The 3,871-nt window shown below is 65.6% G+C and carries 3 protein-coding genes and 3 pseudogenes; all 6 read left to right on the forward strand.

Features of this window, described 5'->3' with window-relative positions; genetic code table 11:
• Positions 1-15 precede the first annotated feature (15 nt).
• Positions 16-840, forward strand: coding sequence for an SDR family NAD(P)-dependent oxidoreductase (locus QOI01_RS28435; protein WP_526386494.1), 825 nt, complete (start codon positions 16-18; stop codon positions 838-840).
• 201 nt (positions 841-1,041) lie between these two features.
• Positions 1,042-1,212, forward strand: a pseudogene (locus tag QOI01_RS28440) (alpha/beta hydrolase); the annotation flags it as partial.
• Positions 1,169-1,504, forward strand: a pseudogene (locus tag QOI01_RS28445) (alpha/beta hydrolase); the annotation flags it as partial. The pseudogenes QOI01_RS28440 and QOI01_RS28445, both read left to right, overlap by 44 nt.
• Positions 1,505-1,586: 82 nt before the next feature.
• Positions 1,587-1,826: an alpha/beta hydrolase fold domain-containing protein gene (locus QOI01_RS28450; protein WP_526386495.1), complete on the forward strand. Its 240-nt coding sequence runs from the start codon at positions 1,587-1,589 to the stop codon at positions 1,824-1,826.
• 82 nt (positions 1,827-1,908) lie between these two features.
• A complete protein-coding gene (locus QOI01_RS28455; RefSeq protein WP_526386493.1) occupies positions 1,909-3,513 on the forward strand; it encodes an AMP-dependent synthetase/ligase in 1,605 nt (534 codons plus the stop codon).
• Positions 3,510-3,871: pseudogene (locus tag QOI01_RS28460) on the forward strand (hypothetical protein); the annotation flags it as partial. The gene QOI01_RS28455 and the pseudogene QOI01_RS28460, both read left to right, overlap by 4 nt.

A 3,871-nucleotide genomic window follows, 5' to 3' on the forward strand; every position in this document is an offset into this window, starting at 1 on the left:
GCCACCAACCCAACGATCAAGTCAGTTTGCGGAAAGGTTGTCGTCATCACTGGTGGCGCCCGCGGGATCGGGTTGGCCACCGCGAGCGCGCTGCACCAGCTTGGGGCCAAGGTCGCCATCGGCGACATCGACGAGCCAGCGGTCAAACAGGTGGGTGCGAACCTCGGGCTCGATGTGTACGGCAGGCTCGACGTGACAGATGACGACTCGTTCGCCGGCTTCCTCGACGAGGTGGAGAGTCGGCTGGGTCCGATCGATGTTCTGGTCAACAACGCCGGGATACTTCCGGTCGGTCGGCTCGTCGACGAGCCCGACGCGCTGACCCGACGCGCGTTGGCCGTCAACGTCTACGGCGTGATCGTGGGCACGAAGGTCGCGGCCCGGCGGATGCTCGCCCGGCGCAGCGGCCACATCATCAACGTCGCGTCGGTGAACTCCGAGACACCGTCGCCGGGGGTAGCGACTTACTGCGCCACCAAGCACGCCGTCCTCGGGTTCACCAATTCGGTTCGCGCGGAGCACCGCGGCACCGGTGTCCACTACTCGGCGGTGCTCCCGGCGATGACCAATACCGAGATGGTCGCCGGCATCGACCAAGCCAGGGGCCTGACGAATGCTGAACCAACCGATGTCGCAAGCGCAATCGTTGGTCTGATCCGCAAGCCGAAACGGCGTGTCACGATCACCCGGGCAGCCGGAGCGGTGCTCGTGATCCAACGGATTCTCCCGGGCAGCGTCGCGGACGCGTTGAGGCGCTCAATCGGGTTGGACCACCTGTTTACCGACCGCGTCGACGTCGGCAAACGCGCAACGTACGAGCAGAGGGTGCACGGCACTTGATTGGTCGCAACATGGCAGTGGACGCGGGTATCGCCCGGTTCTTGGCGCGGGTCAACCGCAGACCGCCGCCGAGCCAACCCGTGACACTCACGCAGGCACGCCGAGAATCTATCACCTCGCCGAAATCGTTGCCCCCCAACCGGAATCGCCATTTATTCCGTCGAGGACGCCACCATCCCCGGCCCACTGACCGGCATCCCCATCCGCACCTACCGGCCGACCGCCGACCCAGCACCCACTGCGGTGTACTTCCACGGCGGCGGATGGATGACCGGCAGCATCGCCAGCCATGACTTCCTGGTGCGCAAACTCGCGCAGGAATCGGGCCATGTGTTCGTCTCGGTCGACTATCGACTCGCACCAGAGCATCCCTTCCCAGCCGGGTCTCGACGACTGTCTCGCCGCGACCGCCTGGGTCGACGAACACATCCACGACTACGGGGGCGTCGGCGGCCAGCTCTCGGTGGCCGGGGACAGCTCCGGCGGCAACCTCGCCGCGGTGGTCGCCCGCAGGTTCCGAGACCAGGGCCGGCACCTGAACGCGCAATTTCTGCTCCACCCGGTGATCGACTCCGACTACCCCTCCCGACACGAGAACGGTCGCGGCTACCTCCTCACCCTCGACGACATCGTCAAAAGCGCACGGAATTACTTCGGCAACAGACCCGAACTACTCCGAACTACTCGGTTCAGCCCACGTCGCCCCCATCCGCGCCACCGACCTCAGCGGACTCGCCCCCGCCGTCATCGGCGTAGCGCACCACGACCCACGCCGAGACGAGGGGCTGGCCTACGTCGACAAGCTCGCCGCCGCGGGCGTCGACGTATTCGCCAAGGACTACCCCGGAACGATCCACACCTTCGCCTCTCTCTACGCAATCTCCACCGCTGCGAACCAGGCGCTGCAAGAACTGGCCGCCGAGTTCAGCCGTCGAGCGCGCATCCATCCCACGACGCGTGAAGCCGGCGGAGAGCCTTCAGTCTAAAGTTGCATGACAATATTTTAATTGACAGTTGTCACATTGCCGAATACGCTTGGCAGCACATCCACGACGGGAAGGCGCACCAATGAGCACGGTGGTTCACCGCGACATGGTCACGGTCGGCGAGGCGTTTCTGGCGATGGTCGAATCCCGCGCCGATGCGCCGGCGATTCTCAACGCCGATCTGGAAGTGGTGCTCTCGTGGCGTGACTACGGCACTCAGGCCCGCCGTGTCGCTACCGGCTTCGCGTCGTTGGGATTGGGCCACGGGGACACGCTTGGCCTTCTCCTCAGCAACCGGCCCGAATTCCACGTTGCCGATGCCGGCGCGCTGCTCCTCGGCGCCACACCCTTCTCGATGTACAACACGTCGGCCCCCGAGCAGCTCGCCCACCTGATCGCCGACGCCGGTTGCCGCATCGTCGTCACCGAAGCGGCGTTGGTCGACGGGCTGCTCGCCGCGCTCGAGCACGGTCCCGGCGCCGTGGACCACGTCATCGTCGTCGGATCGGACGCGTGGTTTGAGCTCCTGGACTCCGACGAACTGGAGCACGCCGCGGCCGTAATGCCAGGCGAGCTTGCCACGTTGATCTACACGTCGGGCACGACCGGGCCACCGAAGGGCGTCGAGCTCACCCACACGAACATCCTCACCATGGCCGCCGAGATTGGCGCGCTGGTCGGAATTCAGCCGGGGCAACGCACGATCTCCTATCTGCCGATGGCCCATATCGCCGAGCGCGTCTGCACGCACTACCTGCCGATGACGGTGGGCTTCAGCGTCGTGTGCTGCCCCAGCCCAAGCGCCGTCACCCAGTTGCTACCACGGGTCCGCCCGCACATGTTCTTCTCGCCCCCGCGATTGTGGGAGAAGCTGCAGGCGTCCATCACGGCCGACGTCGCAGCGGGTATCGGCCACCAAGAGATCCGTCGCCGTCTGGGCTTCGATGAGCTCACGGCAGCGGTGACTGGCGCCGCGCCCTGCCCGCCCGCGGTGATCGAGTTCTACGCCGCGATCGGGATCCCGCTACGGGAGGTTTACGGCCTCTCGGAGACCACGGGCGTCGTCTCATTGGCAGCCGCAAGCGACGTCCGCGCCGGGACCGTGGGACCACCATTGCCCAGTGCGCAGGTGAAGTTGGCCGACGACGGGGAGCTTCTCGTCCGGGGGCCGCTGCTGATGGCGGGTTATCGCAATCGGCCGGAGGCGACCGCCGAGGCGATTGACGCCGATGGCTGGCTGCACACGGGCGACATCGCCCGCATCGAGGCCGGCGGGCACCTGCGGATCGTCGATCGCAAGAAGGAACTGATCATCAATGCGGCGGGAAAGAACATGTCACCCGCCAACATCGAGGCACGCCTGAAGGAGAGCAGTCCGCTCATCGGTCAGGTATGCGCGTTCGGCAACGGGCGACCGTACAACGTCGCGCTGATCGTGCTGGATCCTGCAATCGCCGCGTCGTACGCGACGGATGCCGAACTACAAGCTGAGGTTCGGGCCGGTGTCGACCGTGCCAACGCACGGTTGGCGCGCGTCGAGCAGATCAAGCGATTCGCCATCCTCAACGACGACTGGCTGCCCGACTCCGACGAGCTGACGCCGACGATGAAGCTGAAGCGCCGGCCCATCACCCACAAGTACGCCTCGCAGATTGAGGCGCTCTACACGAAAAAGGAGACGAAATGAAGCTTGTACGTTACGAACTCGGCAGTGCGGGCGTGAGCGCAGGAGTCGTCGTCGACGACTACGTCGTCGCACTCAGTGCGCTCGAAGGTGTCCCGCCCGACGTCACGGCGGTACTGGCCGCCGGTCCTGTCGTTACGGCGGACGTGGCCCGCAAGGCCACCAACATCCGGCAGCGGACGCCACTTTCGGAAGTCGTTCTGCGAGCGCCGATTCCAGCGCCGTCGAAGTATCTGGCCATCGGCTTCAACTTCACCTCACACCTCGCGGAGATCCAAGAGGCGGCAAAGCAGCCCCAGTTCGCCGAGCAGATGGAGCGCTTTTCACATCTGCGCGCGGCGTTCGCGGACCAGAAGCTGCC

The sequence above is a fragment of the Mycobacterium sp. genome (assembly GCF_032162605.1).
Taxonomy (GTDB): domain Bacteria; phylum Actinomycetota; class Actinomycetes; order Mycobacteriales; family Mycobacteriaceae; genus Mycobacterium.